23 protein-coding genes are annotated in these 21,441 nt (G+C 36.7%); 12 read left to right on the top strand and 11 right to left on the bottom strand.

From position 1 onward, the window contains the following. Position 1: 1 nt before the first annotated feature. The 7 genes from trpC (at position 2) to ACVBAX_RS03835 (ending at position 6,091) form a co-directional block, all read left to right on the top strand. Positions 2-790 carry an indole-3-glycerol phosphate synthase TrpC gene (gene trpC / locus ACVBAX_RS03805; protein WP_447115932.1) on the top strand — a complete coding sequence of 263 codons (789 nt, stop codon included), beginning with the start codon at positions 2-4 and terminating at the stop codon, positions 788-790. Continuing rightward, positions 787-1,410 (top strand): phosphoribosylanthranilate isomerase, encoded by a 624-nt coding sequence (locus ACVBAX_RS03810; RefSeq protein ID WP_430773294.1) that lies wholly within the window; start codon positions 787-789, stop codon positions 1,408-1,410. The genes trpC and ACVBAX_RS03810 overlap by 4 nt, the downstream gene beginning before the upstream one ends. Continuing rightward, complete coding sequence (trpB, locus tag ACVBAX_RS03815; RefSeq protein ID WP_447115933.1) at positions 1,407-2,606, top strand: tryptophan synthase subunit beta; 1,200 nt, start codon at positions 1,407-1,409, stop codon at positions 2,604-2,606. The genes ACVBAX_RS03810 and trpB overlap by 4 nt, the downstream gene beginning before the upstream one ends. A gap of 2 nt (positions 2,607-2,608) precedes the next feature. Further along, positions 2,609-3,391, top strand: a complete 783-nt coding sequence (gene trpA, locus ACVBAX_RS03820) for a tryptophan synthase subunit alpha (protein ID WP_430773296.1) — start codon at positions 2,609-2,611, stop codon at positions 3,389-3,391. Between the two features lie 69 nt (positions 3,392-3,460). Then, positions 3,461-4,252 carry an MBL fold metallo-hydrolase gene (locus ACVBAX_RS03825; RefSeq protein WP_447115934.1) on the top strand — a complete coding sequence of 264 codons (792 nt, stop codon included), beginning with the start codon at positions 3,461-3,463 and terminating at the stop codon, positions 4,250-4,252. Between the two features lie 68 nt (positions 4,253-4,320). After that, positions 4,321-4,917, top strand: coding sequence for a sporulation-specific diadenylate cyclase CdaS (gene cdaS, locus ACVBAX_RS03830; RefSeq protein ID WP_447115935.1), 597 nt, complete (start codon positions 4,321-4,323; stop codon positions 4,915-4,917). A 73-nt stretch (positions 4,918-4,990) separates the two neighbouring features. Then, positions 4,991-6,091, top strand: coding sequence for an AI-2E family transporter (locus tag ACVBAX_RS03835; RefSeq protein WP_447115936.1), 1,101 nt, complete (start codon positions 4,991-4,993; stop codon positions 6,089-6,091). Positions 6,092-6,153: 62 nt separating this feature from the next. Here the strand turns inward: ACVBAX_RS03835 and ACVBAX_RS03840 are convergent, their stop codons facing one another. Continuing rightward, positions 6,154-6,255 carry a YjcZ family sporulation protein gene (locus ACVBAX_RS03840; protein ID WP_119708760.1) on the bottom strand — a complete coding sequence of 34 codons (102 nt, stop codon included), beginning with the start codon at positions 6,253-6,255 and terminating at the stop codon, positions 6,154-6,156. A 193-nt stretch (positions 6,256-6,448) separates the two neighbouring features. Here ACVBAX_RS03840 and ACVBAX_RS03845 point away from each other — a divergent pair, with 193 nt between their 5' ends. Both ACVBAX_RS03845 and ACVBAX_RS03850 read left to right on the top strand, forming a co-directional pair. Beyond that, positions 6,449-8,377 (top strand): beta-propeller domain-containing protein, encoded by a 1,929-nt coding sequence (locus ACVBAX_RS03845; protein WP_447115937.1) that lies wholly within the window; start codon positions 6,449-6,451, stop codon positions 8,375-8,377. A gap of 113 nt (positions 8,378-8,490) precedes the next feature. Next, on the top strand, positions 8,491-10,209 hold the full coding sequence (locus ACVBAX_RS03850; protein ID WP_447115938.1) for an ABC transporter ATP-binding protein: 1,719 nt from the start codon (positions 8,491-8,493) through the stop codon (positions 10,207-10,209). 42 nt (positions 10,210-10,251) lie between these two features. On the opposite strand, the gene ACVBAX_RS03855 is transcribed toward ACVBAX_RS03850, so the two are convergent. Beyond that, positions 10,252-10,488: a helix-turn-helix domain-containing protein gene (locus ACVBAX_RS03855; protein WP_430773303.1), complete on the bottom strand. Its 237-nt coding sequence runs from the start codon at positions 10,486-10,488 to the stop codon at positions 10,252-10,254. A gap of 221 nt (positions 10,489-10,709) precedes the next feature. On the opposite strand from ACVBAX_RS03855, the gene ACVBAX_RS03860 reads away from it, so the two are divergent. Then, positions 10,710-11,567 carry a carbon-nitrogen hydrolase family protein gene (locus tag ACVBAX_RS03860; protein WP_447115939.1) on the top strand — a complete coding sequence of 286 codons (858 nt, stop codon included), beginning with the start codon at positions 10,710-10,712 and terminating at the stop codon, positions 11,565-11,567. A gap of 23 nt (positions 11,568-11,590) precedes the next feature. Further along, a complete protein-coding gene (locus tag ACVBAX_RS03865) occupies positions 11,591-12,262 on the top strand; it encodes a GNAT family N-acetyltransferase (RefSeq protein WP_447115940.1) in 672 nt (223 codons plus the stop codon). A gap of 18 nt (positions 12,263-12,280) precedes the next feature. Here the strand turns inward: ACVBAX_RS03865 and ACVBAX_RS03870 are convergent, their stop codons facing one another. Together ACVBAX_RS03870 and ACVBAX_RS03875 are read right to left on the bottom strand one after the other, a co-directional pair. Next, positions 12,281-14,179, bottom strand: a complete 1,899-nt coding sequence (locus tag ACVBAX_RS03870) for a hypothetical protein (protein ID WP_447115941.1) — start codon at positions 14,177-14,179, stop codon at positions 12,281-12,283. A 66-nt stretch (positions 14,180-14,245) separates the two neighbouring features. Beyond that, positions 14,246-14,920, bottom strand: coding sequence for a LysE family translocator (locus ACVBAX_RS03875; protein ID WP_430773544.1), 675 nt, complete (start codon positions 14,918-14,920; stop codon positions 14,246-14,248). Positions 14,921-15,057: 137 nt separating this feature from the next. Here ACVBAX_RS03875 and ACVBAX_RS03880 point away from each other — a divergent pair, with 137 nt between their 5' ends. After that, a complete protein-coding gene (locus ACVBAX_RS03880) occupies positions 15,058-15,270 on the top strand; it encodes a hypothetical protein (RefSeq protein WP_340904182.1) in 213 nt (70 codons plus the stop codon). A 37-nt stretch (positions 15,271-15,307) separates the two neighbouring features. Here the strand turns inward: ACVBAX_RS03880 and qoxD are convergent, their stop codons facing one another. The 7 genes from qoxD to ACVBAX_RS03915 all read right to left on the bottom strand — a co-directional run bounded on the left by qoxD (position 15,308) and on the right by ACVBAX_RS03915 (position 21,391). After that, positions 15,308-15,610 (bottom strand): cytochrome aa3 quinol oxidase subunit IV, encoded by a 303-nt coding sequence (gene qoxD, locus ACVBAX_RS03885; RefSeq protein ID WP_430773307.1) that lies wholly within the window; start codon positions 15,608-15,610, stop codon positions 15,308-15,310. Beyond that, the gene (gene qoxC / locus ACVBAX_RS03890) at positions 15,611-16,216 is read right to left on the bottom strand and encodes a cytochrome aa3 quinol oxidase subunit III (RefSeq protein WP_430773308.1); all 606 of its coding nucleotides are present in this window, start codon (positions 16,214-16,216) and stop codon (positions 15,611-15,613) included. It abuts the gene before it with no gap. Next, positions 16,206-18,182 carry a cytochrome aa3 quinol oxidase subunit I gene (gene qoxB / locus ACVBAX_RS03895; RefSeq protein ID WP_430773309.1) on the bottom strand — a complete coding sequence of 659 codons (1,977 nt, stop codon included), beginning with the start codon at positions 18,180-18,182 and terminating at the stop codon, positions 16,206-16,208. Before qoxB ends, qoxC begins: the two co-directional genes overlap by 11 nt. After that, a complete protein-coding gene (gene qoxA / locus ACVBAX_RS03900; RefSeq protein WP_430773310.1) occupies positions 18,172-19,143 on the bottom strand; it encodes a cytochrome aa3 quinol oxidase subunit II in 972 nt (323 codons plus the stop codon). The genes qoxB and qoxA overlap by 11 nt, the downstream gene beginning before the upstream one ends. 413 nt (positions 19,144-19,556) lie before the next feature. Beyond that, on the bottom strand, positions 19,557-20,237 hold the full coding sequence (locus ACVBAX_RS03905; RefSeq protein WP_447116035.1) for a DUF421 domain-containing protein: 681 nt from the start codon (positions 20,235-20,237) through the stop codon (positions 19,557-19,559). Between the two features lie 41 nt (positions 20,238-20,278). Further along, entirely contained in the window at positions 20,279-21,064 is a 786-nt protein-coding gene (locus tag ACVBAX_RS03910) for a formate/nitrite transporter family protein (RefSeq protein WP_447116036.1), read from the bottom strand. Positions 21,065-21,208: 144 nt separating this feature from the next. Continuing rightward, positions 21,209-21,391 carry an alpha/beta-type small acid-soluble spore protein gene (locus ACVBAX_RS03915; RefSeq protein ID WP_119708747.1) on the bottom strand — a complete coding sequence of 61 codons (183 nt, stop codon included), beginning with the start codon at positions 21,389-21,391 and terminating at the stop codon, positions 21,209-21,211. Between the last annotated feature and the right edge of the window lie 50 nt (positions 21,392-21,441).

Genomic DNA, 21,441 nt, shown 5'->3' on the forward strand with positions numbered 1-21,441 from the left:
TATGGAGACGATTCTCGACAGAATTATTGCTGAGAAACAGAAGGAAGTACTTATTTTAAAAGAACAACCAGTGCTAAAGGAAGTTGACAGGAAGCATGTGTCATTTATTCAAAAGTTACAACAAGCGGAAGAAGTGAAAATTATAGCAGAGTTTAAAAGAGCATCTCCCTCCAAAGGAGCAATTAATCTAGATTGTGATCCTTCTGAACAGACCCTACAATATGTTCAAGCAGGTGCGGATGCGGTAAGTGTTTTGACAGACCGTACTTTCTTTAAAGGAGATTTTCGAGACTTGGAAGAAGTGAGAAAGACGATCACGGCACCTATCCTTTGCAAAGATTTTATTATTGATCCTATTCAGATTGATTACGCAAAGCATGCAGGTGCTAATCTTATTTTGTTAATTGCTGCTGCGTTAGATTTAGATACTTTGCATTCGCTCTATCATTACGCTACTAGCAAAGGTCTTGAGGTGCTCATGGAGGTACACAACGAGGCAGAATTAGAAAAAGTGTTAACTACTAATAATGTTTTAATTGGTGTAAACAATCGAAACTTAAAAACATTTGAAGTCGATTTAGCAACAACAGAAAGATTAGCCACTAAAATAGTTGATTCCAATAGATACTTAATAAGCGAGAGTGGTATTGCTACTACAGAAGATGTAAGAAGAGTGGTAGCGGCTGGTGCTTCAGGTATTTTAGTGGGTGAAACATTTATGAGGCATGAAAAGCCGGAAGAAGCATTACGGTCAATGAAGCTTCCGTTAAGAAGGGTGGCTTCTAATTGAAAGTAAAAATATGTGGAATCACTGACATACATGCAGCAAAGGTTGCTGTGGAAGCTGGAGCAGATGCAATTGGTTTTGTTTTTGCAGAGAGCAAACGGAAGGTAACAGTTGAACAAGCAAAAACCATTATTGACACCCTTCCCGCTCATGTATTAAAAGTTGGTGTGTTTGTAAATGAGAATGTAGAGACCATCCAAGATATAGTTGATAAGACAGGATTAACAGTGGTTCAGCTTCATGGAGATGAAAATCCTGATGTTTGTAAAAAATTTTCAGTACCAGTGATCAAGGCATTAGGTGTATCATCAAAGAAGGATTGTGAGAAAATTCAGGAATATCCATGTGAATATATCCTTTTAGATAGTCCTAAAGGAAAATACCGAGGTGGTAACGGGGAGACGTTTCCATGGGAGGTCGTGGACTCAATGGCTATAAAAGGGAAAAAGCTTATTGTAGCAGGTGGGCTTAATATCACAAATGTCTCGTTAGCTATTCAGGCACTACAGCCATATATGGTTGATGTTAGTAGTGGAGTGGAGACAAACGGCAAAAAGGACGATGAGAAAATGATTCATTTTCTTAAGGAAGCGAAATTGGGAACAGGGGAGATTTGTAAATGACGACATATGTAATGCCGGATGAAAAGGGCCATTTTGGTATATACGGGGGAAGATTTGTACCAGAAACGTTAATGCAAGCAGTTTTAGAGCTAGGCAAGGCTTATGAGGAAGCCAAAAATGATGAGAGCTTCCAAAAGGATCTAGCCTACTTATTAAAAGAGTATGTAGGAAGAGAAACACCTTTATATTTTGCTGAAAATTTATCCAAGCATGCGAACGGTGCAAAAATCTATTTAAAGAGAGAGGATTTAAATCATACAGGCGCTCATAAAATTAATAATACGGTTGGTCAAGCGCTGTTAGCAGTAAGAATGGGAAAAAAGAAAATTGTTGCTGAAACCGGAGCAGGTCAGCATGGGGTAGCTACTGCAACGGTTTGTGCACTATTAAATCTGGAATGCGTTATATTTATGGGAGAGGAAGATATTAAAAGACAGCAACTAAACGTGTTTCGAATGGAGTTGCTAGGTGCAAAAGTAGTACCTGTCACCTCTGGAAGTAGAACGCTTAAGGATGCATGTAATGAAGCATTGCGTTATTGGGTTTCAAATGTGACAGATACTCACTATATTTTAGGATCTGTTATGGGACCTCATCCGTTTCCGATGATGGTTAGAGATTTTCAAAGTGTGATCGGGAAGGAAACGAAGCAGCAATATAATGAAAAATTCAGCAAAAACCCAGAAGCCATTGTAGCTTGTATTGGTGGTGGTAGTAACTCAATGGGGATGTTTTATCCATTTATTGAGGATAGTGAGGTACAACTAATAGGTGTAGAAGCTGCTGGTTATGGAATTGATACGGAGCAGCACGCAGCTTCCCTAACAAAAGGAAAGCCAGGAGTACTACACGGTGCTCTTATGTATTTGTTACAAGATCATGCTGGTCAAATCCAAGAGGCTCATTCCATTTCTGCAGGTTTAGATTATCCCGGAGTGGGGCCAGAACATAGTTACTTAAAAGATATCGGGAGAGTACAGTACGAAAGTATTACAGATCAGGAAGCGTTAGAAGCATTAAAATTGTTGTGTAAGCTTGAAGGGATTATTCCTGCTCTTGAAAGTGCACATGCAGTAGCATATGCCTTAAAACATGCGCAAACAATGACAGAAAATGAGTCAATTGTCGTCTGTCTTTCAGGTCGTGGAGATAAAGATGTACAAACTATTCAAGCAAATATGAAGGAGGCATTGTAATAATGAATCGCATTGAAAAGGCGTTCCATAGCCTAAAAGAGAACAATAGTAAGGCATTTGTGCCGTATCTGATGGCAGGGGACGGAGGATTAGATCAGTTAATGGATCAATTGATCTTTTTAGAGAATTGCGGAGCAACGGCAATAGAAATTGGCATCCCCTTTTCAGATCCAGTAGCAGATGGACCAGCTATTCAAGAAGCAGGGATACGGGCATTACAATCAGGTACAACCTTAAAGGAAGTATTGTTAGCGATTCAAACGATTCGTCCGATTGTATCTACCCCACTTATTTTAATGACTTATATGAATCCGATTTATGCTTATGGAATTGGTTCATTTATTCATGACGCGGTTAAAGCTGGAATAGACGGCTGCATTATTCCTGATTTACCTATTGAAGAGGAAGAATTAATTGCTCCTCACTTACAAGATGCCAATATTGAGTTGATCCGCCTTGTCACATTAACAAGTCCACTTGAAAGAATAGAAGAAATCGCAAAGAAAGGTCGAGGTTTCTTATATGCTGTCACAGTTACTGGAATAACAGGTGCTCGTACAGAATTTAATGATAGTGTTTCAAAATATTTAAAGGATATTAAGAGCGTAAGTCCTATTCCAGTGCTTGCTGGATTTGGGATATCCACCCCTGAACAGGTCGTAGAATTAGGTTCTTACTGCGATGGAGTAGTTGTTGGCAGTAAGATTGTGCAATACTTCCATGAAAAGAAATTAGCTGAAATTGAACATTTAGTTCAAGCATCCAAAACTGCAGAAGTATCATAAAAATTGTAACAATCTCCTAACATGAATAGGGTGAAACTATCACATCCTATTCATAGGAGGTGAATGAACTTGGATGCAAGAAGGAATAAGATAACGCAAGATATTTATGGCTATCGTACAGCTATTGCAAATATTGCATTAGTAGGTGGATGTGGAGAAGAGGGGAACGATTGGGTATTAATAGATGCGGGCGTTCCTTTCTCAGGAATTTATATTAAGCAATTTATTGAACAGGTATTAGGTGGTGGAAAGAAACCAATTTCTATCATCTTGACGCATGCTCATTTTGACCATGTTGGTGCTCTTTCCTATTTATTGAATGAATGGCAGGTCCCTGTTTATATTCATGAGCAGGAACAACAGTATGTAACAGGTAAAAAAGATTATCCTCCACCACACCCGTTCATTGAAAAAGGGCTTATGGCATGGTTATCACCTCTATATCCAAGAAAAGCGATAAATATTCAATCATATATAAGGTTGCTTCCAACAGATGGTTCTATTCCAGAAATGCCTAGTTGGAACTGGATTCATACACCAGGACACACAGAAGGACATATCTCATTGTTTCGTGAAAAGGACCGTGTCGTAATCGCGGGTGACGCACTTATTACCGTGAAGCAGGAATCGGCTTTAGCTGTTTTAACTCAAAGGAAAGAGATTCATGCTCCACCAGCATATTTCACTCAAGATTGGGATCAGTCTTTTGATTCGATTAAGAAAATACAAAACCTTAATCCAGAGCTCATTTATACTGGTCACGGAAAGCCAATGGAGGGGATGGAACTGAAAAAAGGTTTGGATCTTCTAATACGACGTTTCGAAAGAGAAATGCTAGGGAATGAAAAATATGTGCATTAAAGGGTAGCCTTAGTAAATATTACTAGGGCATCTCTTGTTTCATAAGTAGGTTGTAGGAGGTGGGAAAGATGTATGAACAAAAAAGATTTCAACAGGATGTAAAGCTTATGTTATCAACGATACAGGAGAAAACAAATTCAATTCAAGACACAATTTCTGAAGAAGATTGTTGTATTCTTTCTGAGTTCGATCTTTTACTTAAGCTGGTTTCTGACGCTCAAAATGTTGCATCCTCTTATTACCTAGAGTCATACTTATCACCATATACAACAGAATACAACCAAATTGCAAAGGCTGCATCCAAACTTTCAGAAAAGAGACACGGAGCATTAATTGTTGTTGAAAGAAAGCAGCCATTAACAGAAATTCTACACAACGGCGTCATAATAGGTGCGAAATTCAGTCAAACTCTTCTTGAAACCATATTTTATCCTGGGAACCCATTACATGATGGCGCAGTTTTAATACAAAATGATTTTATTCACTCAGCGGGAAATATTCTTCCAGTAAGTAGTCAAGAATTTCAAAGTAAAAAGCTCGGTACCAGACATAGAGCTGCATTAGGATTATCTGAGTTGACTGACGCAATAATGATTGTAGTTTCAGAGGAAACGGGCCGTATTACATTTGCTATTAATGGGAATTTACATGTTGTTAAAACATAAAGTAGAAAAGTTTGGCATTTATTTCATTTCCTGCTATCATCAAATATATATCTAAATTATGGGGAAGTGTAAAATGTCATTAACAAATAAAAGATGGTTTCAGGCGATGATCGCTATTATTTTCATATTAATTATTTCTTTATTAGTTAGGGAAAATGCTTTTTTATTTCAACCTCTCATCGTATTATTGCAGACGATATTTTTGCCTTTTGTAGTTGCAGGAATATTATTTTACTTGTGTAGGCCTCTAATCTTATGGTTAGTGAAGAAAAAGGTCCCTAAATGGATGGCAATTCTTTCCGCTTATTTAGCGATTACACTAGTCCTATATGGCTTCATTCGTTTAATCGGACCAATAATATCTGATCAATTAGATCTTTTTATTAACAATATACCAAACATGGTTTCCACGGTTGTTGACGGAATCAAATATATTCAAGAAAATCGTGATACGTTTCCCGAATTTATTCAACAAGGTATTATTGATGGAAGTAATCAGCTGGAGGCACAAATAAAGAACAATACCGGTAATATTGCTAATGGGATTTTTTCTATCTTTGGATTTATTGGTGGTTTTATTAATACGATCTTCTATTTGGTGTTAGTTCCATTTATCCTGTTTTATATGTTAAAGGATAGTAACAATTTTGCACCAAGAGTGGCAAGTTTCTTTAAAAAGGATTTACAACAAGATGTATTACAAATTTTAAAAGAAACAGATAGAACCATCTCTACATATATTCAAGGACAATTGATTGTTAGCTTATGTGTTGGAATATTACTATATATTGGATATTTAATTATTGATCTTGATTATTCATTAGTATTAGCTCTGTTTGCAATGTTAATGAATGTCATCCCTTTTTTAGGTCCATTTTTAGCCGTAATTCCTGCGCTTTTTGTTGCGTTATTTCAAGATCCCATCATGCTCGTTTATGTTGCCATCATAACAGTGATTGCTCAACAAGTAGAAGGCAATGTCATCTCGCCACAAGTAATGGGGAAAAGCTTGAATATCCATCCGTTAACGATTATTGTTCTAATTTTAACTGCAGGAAATTTAATGGGATTGTTAGGGATTATTTTTGTTATCCCCGTGTATTCAATAGTTAAAGTACTCGTCACACATGTAATTAAAATTTATCGTTTAAATAAAAAAGACCTTGCTTCTTAAATAGAAGCAAGTCTTTTTGTTTGGAAGCAAACCTGTTAAGCAAAGGTATCCTTTAGTTAATTTTAGTAGTTAAAATAAGATGCACCGACAATGATCAACAGGATAAACAATACAACAAGTAGAGCAAATCCGTTGTTAAATCCTCCGTTATAACTTTCGCCCATTCTTTTCACCTCCACTTATAAAGTGAACAGCTTGTATTACTGTCTATTTATCCTATGAAAAAAAGGTCATGGTGGTTGGACAAGTAACCTAGGTCAAACGCACTTTTTTGTTTCATATTTTTTAATTTGTAACCTTTTTGTAATCATTAGAGTCCAATCCTATAAAGAGTCGTTTTTCAGAAAGGTGGTTGCAATGAAAATAAAATGGATGATTGGAATTTCTATTCTCCTTGGGTTTTTATTGGTAGCGATTGTTATGTACACTAAAGAAACACGTCTTGCAGCAAAGTATGGATCAGGAAATGAACTCGAAGGTGAGTTAGTTAACGGCATACTACCTGTTATTGAAAATAAAGGGCAGTTAAACAAGTATTTTTACCAAATTATTAAAGAAGAAAAACAAAATCAAAAGTTTTTTACTTTTACAAAAGAAGATAAAGCTATGGAGGAGTCCTCCATGGATAATTCTGCTTCTGACACAAGTTCAAAAGCAAGTGGTCAAGAGGTTTCAAGTACAAATGTTCAAGTTCAAGGGATTGATGAAGCGGATATTGTTAAAACGGACGGTGAATATATATATCAAGTAGTAGATGGTAGGGTAAATATTATTTCTGCCAAATCAGCTGGAAAAATGGAACATGTGGCGTCCATCCAATTTCAAAAAACATTTTCTCCTTCACAATTGTTCTTGGATAAAGAAAAGTTATTAATAATCGGCTATAGCTATAGTTATGAAACTGAAACAGCCGAAAAGAAAATAGCGACAGATAGTTTGTATGCACCTATGAATGAAATGACAATGGCTCTTGTTTATGATGTAAAGGATCCAACAAAGCCAACTTTAGAAAGAGAAATATCGCTAGAAGGATACCTTTCAAGTGCTAGAAAGATAGGAAGTAAGGTTTATTTAATCGCAAATCATTTTCCACAATATTGGTTATTGGAAGATGATGATGGAGTTGATCTACGTCCAAGATACTCAGATTCTGTAAATAAAGAGGAAGAAACCTCTGTATCATATGATGAAATACAATACATTCCTGGATCAAAGGAAGCAAATTATACCACTATTGCTGCTTTCGACCTTGCTGAACCTACCCAGGAAGCGAAAATAACAACTTATTTAGGGAGTGGAGGTCAGCTGTATATGTCGAAAGAAAACCTCTACTTAGCCCTTACGAACTGGAGATCTGCAGATGAACGAGAGGAAGCGTTCACACCAAAGACAATGATATATAAATTTGGGGTTAATCAGTTAGATGTTACTTTTCAAGGCAGTACAGAGGTGGTTGGTACAATTCTAAATCAATTCTCCATGGATGAACATAATGGTTATTTCCGAGTAGCAACAACCGAAGGAGATAGTTGGGATGAAAGCAAGCCTTCCAAAAATCACTTGATCGTATTTGATAAAAATTTAAAACAGGTCGGTACACTGTCTGATCTTGCAAAAGGAGAAAGAATCTACTCAGCAAGATTTTTGGGGGATCGCATATATATTGTAACTTTTAAAGAGACAGATCCTTTATTTGTCATTGATGCATCAGAGCCAAGTAAACCAACGATTCTTGGGGAGCTGAAAATCCCTGGATTCAGTAATTATCTCCATCCTTACGATGAGAATCATATTATAGGTTTTGGGTACGATACGAAGCTTGTTACTATGGAGGGAGATAAGGAGCCAAGAGTTATAACTGAGGGTGTAAAACTCTCTATATTTGATATAACCGATGTTAATAACCCAAAAGAAAAGTTTACAGAGATTATCGGAGGAAGAGGAACGTATTCACCTTTAAACTACGATCATAAAGCATTACTGTATAATAGGGAGAATGGCCTCTTTGCTTTTCCAATCAATGTGTATGAGAGTGTGAAAGGAAATGAATACGAGCAAAAGTTTATTTTTCAAGGTGCTTATGTATATAATATAAGCCTCGATAAAGGTTTTTCCTTGAAGTCAAAGATCACTCATATGAAGGGGAAAGAACTGTATGAAGAATGGGATAATGAAATTCAACGCTTGGTATATATAGATGCACAACTTTATGCCATATCTCATTCGAAAATAAGTTCATACAGTTTAGAAAACTATCAATTCATTTCAGAATTAAAATTAAAGTAAAGGTGAAGGGAGCTATAATGCTCTCTTTTTTCGTTGCTATGTAAATAGTCTTACTCTATAATAATTCGTATCTAGAAATAATATCCAATAGCTTTTGTATAAGGAGACTAACTATGATTCGCCGATTTTTTTCTTATTATGGGCCACATAAAAAGTTGTTTACGATTGACTTTACTGCGGCTGTAGTTGTTGCATTATTAGAGCTAGCTTTTCCGCTCGCCGTTCAATGGTTTATTGATTCTCTTTTGCCTAGTGGAAACTGGTCGATGATTGTTTCTGTCAGTCTAGGATTGTTAGCGTTTTATATTATCTCAACTTTTTTACAGTATATCGTCAACTATTTAGGTCATATGCTAGGAATTAATATTGAGACAGATATGAGACAGCAACTGTTTACCCATGTTCAGAGACAGTCGTTCCGATTCTTTGATAACACAAAGACGGGTCATATCATGAGTAGAATAACTAACGATTTATTTGACCTTGGGGAGTTAGCTCATCATGGACCAGAGGATATCTTTATTGCGTGTATGACATTTATTGGTGCGTTTTGGATTATGCTAACTATTAATGTCAAACTCGCGCTGATAGCTGTGTTTATGGTGCCTCTATTAATCTGGTTAATTACATTTTGTAATCTTCGCATGAATAAAGCGTGGAGTAATATGTATAATGATATCGCTGACGTAAACTCAAGGGTAGAGGATAGTGTGTCAGGAGCGAGGGTTGTACAATCATTTACCAATGAAGCTTTTGAAATAAAGCGATTTAAATCAAATAATGAACGCTTTCGTTTATCAAAACTGTCTGCCTATAAAGTGATGTCTTTTAGTTTATCGGGCATTTATATGATGACTCGTTTCTTTGTTCTTATTGTGTTAGTTTATGGAGCTTGGCTTAGTTTTTCAGGTGAACTGACGTATGGTGAACTTGTAGGTTTTATTTTATACGTGAATGTTCTTTTTAAGCCAATTGATAAAATCAGTGCAATTATGGAGCTTTACCCAAAGGGGATGGCAGGGTTCAAGCGCTTTTTGGAACTGATCGATACGACACCAGATGTTTTGGATCAAGATGATGCTATTGAGATGGATACTTTAAACGGAAATATTCGCTTCATTCATGTGAATTTCCATTACGACAGTTCAAAATCTATTTTACAAGGCATCAATTTAGAAATAAATGAAGGAGAAACGATTGCATTTGTGGGTCCTTCAGGAGCAGGGAAAACAACGATTTGCTCACTTATTCCTCGTTTTTATGATGTAACGAGCGGGGCTATCTCCATAGATGGCATTGATATTCGCTCCATGACGAAAAAGTCTCTTCGATCTAATATCGGTATTGTTCAACAAGATGTGTTTCTATTTACAGGAACGATACGAGAAAATATCGCTTATGGAAATTTACATGCTAGTCAGGAAGAAATTGAGGATGCTGCGAGAAAGGCGCATCTTCAAGAATTTATTGCTTCTTTGCCAAATGGATACGAGACACAAATAGGGGAAAGGGGCTTAAAGCTTTCAGGTGGTCAAAAGCAGAGACTGGCGATTGCTAGAATGTTTTTAAAGAACCCACCTATCTTAATTTTAGATGAAGCTACATCAGCACTAGATACTGAAACGGAAATGATTATTCAAACAGCCCTATCTGAGCTGGCTAAAAATCGAACGACATTGATCATTGCCCACCGATTAGCAACGATCAGAAATGCTAATCGAATAGTTGTGGTTACTGAGGACGGAATTGCTGAGCAAGGCACTCACGATGAATTAATTAAAAAAGGTGGGATTTTTGCTAACCTCCATCAAGTACAATATCAACAACAATAAAAACAGTGGCTTCTTGGTAGAAGCCACTGTTTATTTTGTGTATTACATAAATGGAGGAAGACCGTTACCCATTTCTTTTACAATTATTGATATGGATTCAATTTGTTTTTGATCGAGATCAAGTGCCTCTGCAATCTTTTTTTCGAGATTTTTTGTAACATTTCGTTTTCCTAGTTCAACTAAGGCGATAAGTGAGTAGCTACAGTTAACAAGTTTTGCAAAGTCTCGTTGGGTCATGCTGTAGCTTTCCCTAATAAAACGAATGATTTGGCTGTCCATAGATTCACCTCTTCTTCTTTACGAAACTCCTAATCACCTATGTTTTTCTTGTATACACTGTCTTTATAAAACTATTAATAAATTAGCACTTTCATGAAAGTATGTAAAGATGCTTTTGACAATTTATAAATAATAACCAATAAATAGAGCAAGAAAGTTGTAGATTTACTAAATTTCATCCATACTATTGAATATGTTAACAGTAAAGGAGCTGCTGCTTTTTGAAATATAGAGTATCTGCTGTTCAATATCACTTACATACGATTTCATCATTTGAAGATTTTGCTGCTCAGTGTGAGCACTACATAAAAACAGCACAGGAATTTGGTTCGGATTTTATACTCTTTCCGGAATTTTTTACAACCCAACTTTTATCCATTGGTGATAAAAATGGGAAACCTTTATCCATAAATGATCTACCAAAGTTTACAGAAAAATATGTAGAATTGTTCAAAAAATTCGCCTCAGAGACAGGTATGCATATCATTGGGGGAACTCATGTATTAGAAAGACAGGGTAAGCTCCTTAATGTTGCTCACCTGTTTTACCCAGATGGCCGTGTAGAAGAACAAGCGAAGCTTCATATTACTCCTACTGAAGTGGAAGAATGGAATATGTCTCCTGGGGATGGACTGCGAGTGTTTGATACAGACAAAGGTAGAATTGCGATGCTTACCTGCTATGACATTGAGTTTCCTGAGATCGTTCGAATGGCAAAAGCAAAAGGGGCGGATGTAATTTTCTGTCCATCATGTACAGACGATCGTCACGGTTTTCATCGTGTACGCTATACGAGCCATGCAAGAGCTATTGAAAATCAAATCTATGTCGTCCTAACTGGAACAGTTGGATCCTTGCCAACAGTTGACTTTATGCGTGGCAATTTTGGTCAAGCGGTTGTTATCACACCGAATGATGTTCCTTTTCCACCACAAGGCATAATGGTGCAGGGAGAAATTAATGATGACATGATCGTTACTGCGGACCTTGACTTAGACCTTCTATATGAAGTGAGGGAAAAGGGTTCGGTGACGACATGGCGTGATCGTAGAATAGATCTTTATACTGACTGGAAATAAATTTTTAAAAAGGAGTGAAAGGAATGGAGTACATTCGTATTACGAACATTGAGGATCCTTTGTTTGTTAAAATGCATGAGTTAATGAAGGAAGTTTTCCCACCTGAAGAGGTTTTAGAGTTTGAATTATGGAAGGAGCCATTAGAAGATCCGAGTATTCGTGTGTTTGTTGCAGTACATAACGATGATGTGGTTGGTTCCACAGAATATCGTTACTATCCGAACTGGAACATTGCTATGACAGACTTTACAATTATTGGTCGCCAAGGTCTTAGCTTAGGTCGCTTTCTTGCTCAAAACCGTTTAAAGGACTTATCTGCATTAGCGAAAGAAAATGGGAAAGAACTGTTCGGAATGTTTGCGGAGATCTATGATCCTTATCAACGCGGGGATTTCGAATTTGGTGGAGTAAAAGCAATGGATCCGTTTGTAAGAAGGGAAGTACTTTCCCATCTAGGATACAAAAAGTTAAACTTTACTTATGTACACCCCTCTTGGAAAAATGATGGAGAAGCGGTAGCTGGTCTTGATTTATGCTTTATGCCGTTAGATGACCTGCTTGAAGAGATTTCTTCAGATTTAGTCGTTGATTTCATTACTACTTATTACAGTGTGTTATCAAATAAGCCTGTTCAGTGGGTCCAAATGGTAGAAGATCTGAAGAATAGAGAAACGATTGAGTTACTTCCCCTATAGTCAAAAAAGGATGAAGCTTTATGCTTCATCCTTTTTGGTTAAAAGTTGGTGATATGTTTGCCCTGTTGAAAAAGATACTAAACCTAGATTATTGGATAACTCTGTAATACTCTTTTTATTTACATATTGGTAATGGATACTTTCAGCTAACGTCACTGCATGGGTTTTTGCAATTGAATTGTAATGGAAATTTTGCTTCTCATCACAAACACGGATAATCCTGTCTTCTGTTTGAAAAATGGTATAAAGAACAATGGCAGCTTTTAGTGATAATCCAGAAACGCCTCTAAAGGTTTCATTTTTTAATGGGCTACTTGTAAGTTGGAGTAGTTTGATTTTCTCTTTTTTACCGAATTGTGTCCATACTTCTATCGCAGATGCCATATGTGCATCTCCTGATAGAATAGTTATTTCACAGGGATCTAATTTCATAAGTACTTCATAAAAATGATACACGCCTTTCCCATTCATTCTCCATGCCTCTAAATCAAAGGAAGTAGTCACAGGTATCCCTCTATTTCTTAACGGAGAAATAAACTTTTCAAGGAAAGATTCGATTACCTCTATCCCATAAAGAGGAGCAGGCGAAACGATGACTAATGGATCGTTCTTCCGCCAACCACTTTCCAATAACTTGTTTGTAGCAAAAGTCCAACCTTTCTCACTGACTAGTTCAGGTCCTGATGTAGAAGGAGGTATCCACCTGATTGAATGATTCTTACTATAACTCCATTCTCGGCTTGTGCGCGTGTCTAGACATAACACTTTTGGTTTAGTAGGTGCTATGTATGTCCATGGTCCAAAACCAATTATTGAGGTGATCCAACTTTTATAAGTGTGTATGTTTGTGGGGGAAGTATTTATATATTCTGTTAAAGCACAGAGGAATTCACTTGAAAAACGTGATGGGTCATTTCCCCAGCCTTGGAAGGCAAAGTAGGCTGTTAAGGCATTAGCAACCACATGTTTTCCGAGTGGAGTGTTCTCCACATTTTCTTTCCATTTTTTTGTTATATTCCAATCATCGGTAATATCGTGGTCATCAAATATCATATACGTTGGTATATTTGCTAGCAGTCTTTGAGTAGAGAATGTAGAGTTTGCGAAATTTATAATGTCTGTATGATCGGAGTTGTTACTTAATTGAGGCAAAATGTGCTTCCATAGTGCCGGCCCGAAGCTTAACAAATACATGGTTGCATATTCTCTGAAAGTAAATAAGTGATTACTAGATTTTCTTGACGTGAATTTACATAAATATTTAGCAATCTGTTTTCTATCAGTGTAGTTTGTTATTCGCTCATCAATAGAAGATAAGTCTTCCTCATATCCCAACAGTGCCTCTGCTATTTTGCGGATAAAAGGCAAGATGAGTTCTGAAACATCATCTGCATAAATTTGGTCCCCCAATAAAAATAGTGCGGAGGGTCGTTTTGTATGATCTAACGGGTGTTTTTCCAGTAGTTGATCTCCCAAATGAAGGCAGTCATCACCCTTGCCATGTATTTTTCTGCAAGAGCCATACAAGAACGAGGACGATTGCGTACTTGATATATAAAAGGAAGGGTATTTTAAGGTCGAATTAACAATTCTAGAAATACTATTATGGTCAATATATCCTAGCTGTTGTAAGTCAAATGTATGATTTCCCTTTGAAAAAAATAAATTATAGCTTAATAATTGATCGGTGGGGAAGAGCTTCTTTAATGGATTGATGGTTATTAAGTGTATATAAAGTTGTTTTCCTAAGGGTAGTTTATGGTTCTTTACTGAAATAGGAAGCATTTTATGATTTTGATCGGTGATATAAAGGTCTGCCGTAATGTCATAGTTCTTAGAAGTTGCTACCCATACGGTAATTTGAAGTTCATCCACTCTTCTCAAAATGGGACCGGATAAAATAGGAGGAAAATTCAAATGATTCACCACCATTTCTTCTGGATATTTTCCATTGCTTCCTCATTTTGAAATCATATGTAGTTACTACTGAAAAAATAATACCTTTATCCCTTGGAACGCAAAATAAAGACCGAACCCTAATAATGATACGCCTGAGAGGATAGAGGTAAGAATGATGTACTTCAAACTAAGCCACTTCCGAAAAAGGCTAGTAAGACCTGCAACAAATACATCCCATAGAGCAAGTCCGAGAAATATCATGGAACTATACAGAAGTAAATCTGTTGTCCCGAAGCTTGATGCTGTTTTTGCCAGGACCGATCCATAAATACCAAGCCAAAACAGAATGGAGAGAGGGCTAGATATAGACATGATAAACCCTATCAAAAAGCAACGAAAAATGGATTCATTCTTGCGCTGATAGTCAAAGGTGAACTTGTTAGCAGTCACAATACTTTCAATCCCGCTGTAAATAAGAATAAATCCTCCAAAAAGCCATAAAAAAACCTGGATTAATGGATTGTCAAGAAAATGTACAATCCCCATATACACGGTTAACATAAATATTCCATCTGCAATCATCGAACCAGCTCCAACAGCCCATGAATGCCAAAATCCATTTTTTAAACCTTTATCTAATCTTGCTGCATTTACAGGCCCAATGGGGGCAGCCAATGTTAAGCCAAGAACGATATAACTTAGATAAATCACAAGATCACTCCACTCACTAGGATTGTCCAAAGGGGATAACTTGTACATCTTATGCGAGTGGAGGGTAAAATCATTCATAAGAATGTAATTTTAAATAAGACAAGCCTAAAATGTGTCTAATTTTCAAAAAATATTTGACAAATTTGTGAACTTTATTAAAATATAAATAAAGGGGATGAAATAATATGAATGAGATGCAACGTAGAGCGTTAGGTCCAATTAGTACAATTGCTAAATTTGGTTTAGTAATGGGGGCATTATTGTTTTTATACAGCTTTTTTGAAAGCGGTATCACAATGAGTTATACACTATCTATTAGCATTAGTATTATGGCTTCATCCATGTTGGTGTTCGGTTTTGGCTTATTTATTTCCTTGATGGGGGAAGTACGCAAATAAAAAAATCCGGCTTAATTAGCCGGATTTTTTATTTTCATTAATGAGCAGCATGTCCTGATGTTAATACCCAGATAGAACCAACAACGATAACAACTGCACAGAATACCATAAACGCGATATTTATGATATTTACTTTGCCGTCTTCTCCTTCTGTCATATGCATAAACATAAACAATTGAAGACCAGCTTGAATAATTGCTAGTGATCCAATAATCCACATGACAATTGTAAAGGACAAGTTCATCTCAAGTGCTACCCATGCAGCAACGAATGTCAGAACTAGTGACAATACGAATCCAAAGACGTGAGCTAGCGGAAAACGTTCTGTACTTTTTTCCATCTATAACACCATCCCTTTTAAATAAACAAACGTGAAGATAAAGATCCAAACAACATCAAGGAAGTGCCAGTAAAGACCAATGATAAAAGTCTTTCTAGCAGTAACAGGTGTTAATCCACGCTTGGCAATTTGAATGATAACCATCGCTGCCCAGAAAATCCCGAAGGTAACGTGAGCACCGTGTGTTCCTAAAAGGACAAACAAGCTAGAAAGAAAGGCACTTGTTTGCATAGTTGCACCTTCATGAACATAGTGAATAAACTCATTAATCTCCATGAATAGGAATCCTGCACCTAATAGAAGGGTTAAAATAAACCAACCAATTAAGCCCTTCTTATTGTTTCGACGCATTTCCCAAATGGCAACACCCATCGTAAAACTACTTGTTAAGAGTAGGACCGTTTGAATCATTACTTCTTTAATCATAAAAATATCTTGATGAGTTGGGCCACCTGCATAATTTTTATAGAGTACTCCATAAACACTAAATAGCGTAGCAAATAATACAATTTCGGCCCCGAGGAATATCCAGAACCCTAAAATATTCATACGACTTTGTTCTGTTTGATATTCTAATGGGAGGGAAGTGTTCACATTAGCTGACATGATTATTCACCTTGCCTTCCATTTTTCTCCAAGCATTTTCTGTCTTTTTAATTTCGTCTTTATGAATGTGGTAACCATCATTGTAATCAAATGAACGATAAATCAATCCTGCAATAATTAGTACAGCAGAAATTGCAGCTAATAAATGCCATTCGAATATAAGGAAGAACCCAACAATTCCAAAAGCGACGCACATTAAGAAAGGTAAACCAGAGTTGCTTGGCATATGAATTTCTTCTATTTCTTCGTCTTTTAATGTAAGACCTTCATTATTCTTTTTCATATACCAGAATACATCTAAAGATTTCACTTCTGGTAGTTTAGCAAAGTTATAATGTTGAACAGGTGAAGCTGTTGCCCACTCAAGTGTTCTAGCATCCCATGGGTCACTTGAAATGTTGCGGTCTGCATAACGAATGCTCCAATAAATATTGTAGCAGAACATTGCAAAACCAGCTGCTAGGATAACTGATCCGATTGCAGACAGTAAGAATAGAGGAGCAAATCCTGACTCAGCAGAGAAGGTATAAGCACGTCTAACAGCTCCATTTAGACCTAGGAAGAACATTGGCATAAAGGTTACATTAAATCCGATTACAAACAACCAGAAATGCCATTTTCCTAATTTTTCATTTAACATAAAACCAAACATTTTTGGCCACCAGTAGTAAAGTCCAGCGAATACTGCAAATACCACACCTGGAATTAATACATAGTGGAAGTGAGCAACCAAGAATAAAGTATTATGGTACTGATAATCAGCAGCACCCATCGCAAGCATTACACCTGTTACTCCACCAATAACAAAATTAGGAACAAATGCTAAAGACCAAAGCATAGCCGTAGTCATTTTAATTCGACCTTTACGCATCGTAAACAACCAGTTAAACATTTTTACACCCGTCGGAACGGCAATCATCATTGTTGTGATAGAGAAGAATGAGTTGACTAAAGCGCCAGATCCCATTGTGTAGAAATGGTGAACCCATACAAGCATACTTAGTACTGCAATGGCAACGATTGAAACGACCATCGATTTATAACCGTATAGCTGTTTGCGAGAGAATGTCGAAATAATTTCAGAAAACATCCCGAAAGCAGGGAGGATAACGATATATACTTCAGGGTGTCCCCATAACCAGAACAAGTTAGCCCAAAGCATGTCAGATCCACCAGCAGCTACTGTAAAGAAATGTGTACCGTACAAGCGGTCAAATGTCATTAACGCAAGTGCAACCGTAAAAATCGGGAATGCGGCTACGATAATAACCGAAGTGATAAGCGTTGTCCATGTGAACATAGGCATTCTCATTAATGTCATGCCTTTTGTACGCATTTTTAAAATCGTTACGATAAAGTTAATACCAGTCATCAAAGTTCCTAGACCAGCAATTTGCAATGAAATAGCATAGTAGTTATTCCCGATTCCTGGGCTGAATTCTTTACCTGCAAGAGGGAAGTAAGATGTCCATCCTGCATCTGGAGCACCACCCACAACGAATGCGATATTAAACAGCATCGCACCGCTGAAAAATAACCAGAAACTTAATGCATTCAGCTGAGGGAACGCGACGTCTCTCGCTCCTATTTGAAGCGGAATAACAACGTTCATTAAACCGATTAAGAATGGCATAGCCATAAATAAAATCATGATAACACCATGAGCTGTAAATACTTCATTATAATGCTGTGCGTCTAGAAAGCCCATTTCTGGACGAGATGTCTGAGCTTTCATCATTAGTCCATCCATACCGCCACGGAAGAACATAAGTACAGCAGCAACGATATACATGATTCCAATACGTTTATGGTCTACGGTAGTGATCCATTCACGCCATAGCCAGTTCCATTTTTTAAGATACGTAATACCACCAATAATTCCTAGAGAAGTTAATAAAATAGCAATCTGTGAACCTAGGATAATTGGATCTCCCGTAATCAGAATTTCATCCCACTTAATGCCCACTATGGTCACCTCCATGGTCTTCTTCGTTATTTTCTACATCAGTAGTATCTTTTTCTTCTTCCTGGTCAAAAATCTTTCCTTGGTACCCATGGTAACGATAGTCTTCAGGATCTGTCACAAGTTCAGAATCGTGTTCCGCATGGTTGATCCAAGCTAAGTGGGTGTTGGAATAAGTTAAACGACCAAGATGTGTTGGTTTCAGCAGTTCCATGTACTTTTCTTCTGTAAGCTCAGGAGCTGTTTCTTTTACTTCTTTTACCCATGCATCATACTCATCAACGGTTTGAGAGAGTACTTCAAATTCCATTTGAGCGTATCCACGTCCGTTGAAGTTTGTGTTTCTACCCATATATGAACCAGGATTGTCAGCAACTAAATAAAGTTCTGTTTCCATTTTATTCATTGAGTATTTTTGTCCACCTAAAGCTGGGACCCAGAAAGATTGCATCGTTCCTGCCGATGTTAATTTAAACAATACAGGAGTATCTTCTGGAATGTTCACGTAGTTAATTGTTTCAATTCCTTCTTCTGGATAAGAGAATATCCATTTCCAGTCTGCAGACGTGACGTGAATAACGATTGGTTCTTTCTCCTCGTACCCTGCAGGAACATCTTCTAAGTCATACAATGTTGTAACTGTAGGAATCGTTAAAGCGATAACGATCAAAATAGGAATTGCTGTCCAGACGATTTCTAATACGGTACTACCGTGTTCTTCTGGAGGCTCATAACCCATGTTTTCTGGCTTTTCTCTATATTTCCAAACAATATAGCCAAATAAGCCAAATACAACAACTACCACTAAAAGCATCCACATTAAAGACCAATTAATTAGCTCCATGATACTTCTAGCTACTGGCCCTTGAGGCTGAAATACAACCATTTCACAACCGCTCAAAAATAATAATGGTACGGCTGTTACAAGGGATAGAAATAGCATTTTCAACTTCAATTGTTTCATCTCCTTCTTATATGAAATCAGGTTTGTGTTTTGTTTCACAAGGAAAATTAGAGTTTACCACAAAAAGATATTTTTGTATAACAAAATGTTCGTTTTTTCACAATGATCATTTTGTTAGTATTTCTTAAGGTAAAATTCTATCTACTTCCTAATTACCACTATGTAGATGATAATAACATGTTAAGTGAGATTAATATGTGACAAAAATAGTAAGGAAAATAATGTTAGGGTGAAAAAGTGGGGGTAAATGTTGATATATCAAGGTTTTTTTAATATATCTTTAGCTGTTGGAAATTTCGACAATTTTGTGACATGGTGTCACAAAACATTCATATTTAGAGGAAAACGATTACATAGGATAAGTTTAAAATGGTTATGAGAACAAAACAAAAATCAGGCTCATAAAGCCTGATTTATTGATACGACATCACAAATAGTTCCTGATTTTTTTTCCACTCAGCATATAAAACCTGGTCATACGTATGAAAGTTTTGTTTCGAAAGTTCGTTTTTTAGCCACTGTTCATTTAGTCCTGCTTCTTGGAGATTCCCATACAGCACTTCGCCATCAAGTATTAATGTTGTAGGAATAGAAGCTTGCTCTGATTGAATGTTCAAATCTTCTAAAGTGGGTGGTCTATTCTGGGATTTCGGTAGTACACTAACAATTCCATTTGTCTCAAGGATTGCATATTGAACTTCCTGCAGAGAAAAATACCCTTGTTGACGAACTAAACTTTGCAATTGATTTATGTCAAGTTTAGCCTTTTTTAACGTTTCATATTTTATTATTCCATTCCGAATAACGATATTTGGTTCACCTTCAAGCGCTTTTCGAGTTTTTTTAAATTTCTGAGTGATTATCTCGACTCCAAAAATTAAACCACCCCAGACCGTAGTGCTGAATACGATTTCCAACCAGCTTGTTTCATGGTCATAAATGGCGTTTCCAATTAATTCACCAAGGATTAGAGCTGAAATAAAATCAAACGGTGTAATTTGTGAGAGTTGAGTTTTACCAAGCGTTTTAGCTAATAGAAATAGCACGATAAAACCGAGAAACAGTTCCGATCCAACAGTTAAATAATGTGTCATAATCATAACATATTAACTCCTATTCACACAGTAGGTAATTACTAATGCTCGTCATCAAGAAAAGGAAGGTTAACGTAATAATACATGGCTCCCATGAGGATACTACCTCCAATAAGATTGCCAATGGTCACGGGAACGAGATTATGAATAACTCCTGAAAAGGAGATCGTTCCAGGATGATTCAGAACAAGAGCGATAGCAAAGGTACACATATTAGCAATACTGTGTTCATAACCAGAGATGAAAAAGCAAAAAACAAATAGGATCATCACAAATAGCTTTGCACCATTCTCTTTCATTCCCATTGGTATAAAGAAGGCTAGGCAAACAAGCCAGTTACAAAGAATGGCTCGGAAGAAAAGTTCCGTTGTTGGAACATGCATTTTTTTCTCAACAACACTTAACAAAAAACTATTTACCGAAGCCTCCGCAAATAAACCTGTTACATAAATTAATAAAGCAAATGCTGTTGCACCTAATATATTTCCTATGTAACTTAACCCCCAAAGTGTCCAAACATGTTTCCATCTCATTTTTTTTCTGAGAGCTGTGTAGGTGAAATAAAAGGTATTACCTGTAAATAAATCCCCACCACCATAGGCGATTAGGATAATAGCTGCTCCGAACGTAAAAGCTGCCATTGGATAGGCCACAGGAGAATGCTCATTGTAAAAATAGCCACCTGTTTTAAAGGCAACAATTACTCCAAACCCAATGAACATACTTGCAAGCATACTACGTAATAGATAACGTAATATGCTTTGTTTATATGTTTTTAATTTTTTTAAGGCGAGCTTTTCAACTTCTAAAAGCGGGTAATTTTCCATCATTTCCTCCTGAACATCAAAGTTATCCAATAAAAGTTATTATTTCTAAATTTTGCGTGACTATGTACTATCATAACATTCCTAAAGTTTCATTTTAAGAAAAAAAGAGAAGCTCAGGGATATTTTTCCTGAGCTTCTCTTCGATTAAGATCGTAATTGTTGTTCTGCCATTTGGATGAGTCGTTTAGTCATTTCTCCTCCAACAGAGCCATTTGCACGTGCGGTTGTATCTGCTCCAAGTTGAACTCCAAACTCATTGGCAATCTCTTCTTTCATCTGATTCAGTGCATTTTCTGACCCAGGTACCAATAGCTTGTTTCTACTCATGGATATCCACTCCCGGCACAAGTTTTGAGCAAGAATTATGCTCAAATGTA

The sequence above is a fragment of the Robertmurraya sp. GLU-23 genome (assembly GCF_052983275.1).